The sequence below is a fragment of the Ruegeria sp. CH6 genome (genome assembly GCF_056537005.1).
Genome location: NZ_JBQFQS010000062.1, coordinates 1 through 509, shown reverse-complemented (window position 1 = coordinate 509; position 509 = coordinate 1). Strand labels below are relative to the sequence as shown.

The following is a 509-nucleotide window of genomic DNA, read 5'->3' as shown; positions in this document are numbered from 1 at the left end:
GCACCCCTTCTCCCGAAGTTACGGGGTCATTTTGCCGAGTTCCTTAACCAGAGTTCTCTCGCACACCTTAGGATTCTCTCCTCGCCTACCTGTGTCGGTTTGCGGTACAGGCACCTTTTATCTCGCTAGAAGCTTTTCTTGGCAGCGGGGAATCAAAGACTTCGCTCCATAAGGAGCTTCCCCATCACAGCTCAGCCTTCACGATAAGCGGATTTGCCTACTTATCAGCCTAACTGCTTGGACGTGCACAACCAATCGCACGCTTCTTCTATCCTTCTGCGTCCCTCCATTGCTCAAACGATAAAGAGGTGGTACAGGAATATCAACCTGTTGTCCATCGCCTACGCCTGTCGGCCTCGGCTTAGGTCCTGACTAACCCTGAGCGGACGAGCCTTCCTCAGGAAACCTTAGGCATTCGGTGGACGGGATTCTCACCCGTCTTTCGCTACTCATACCGGCATTCTCACTTCTAAGCGCTCCACCAGTCCTTCCGGTCTGACTTCACTGCA

General features: G+C 53.0%; 1 rRNA gene. It reads right to left on the bottom strand.

Going from position 1 to position 509, the window contains the following annotated elements:
- A 23S ribosomal RNA gene (locus ACR0CW_RS23200) occupies positions 1–509 on the bottom strand; the annotation flags it as partial.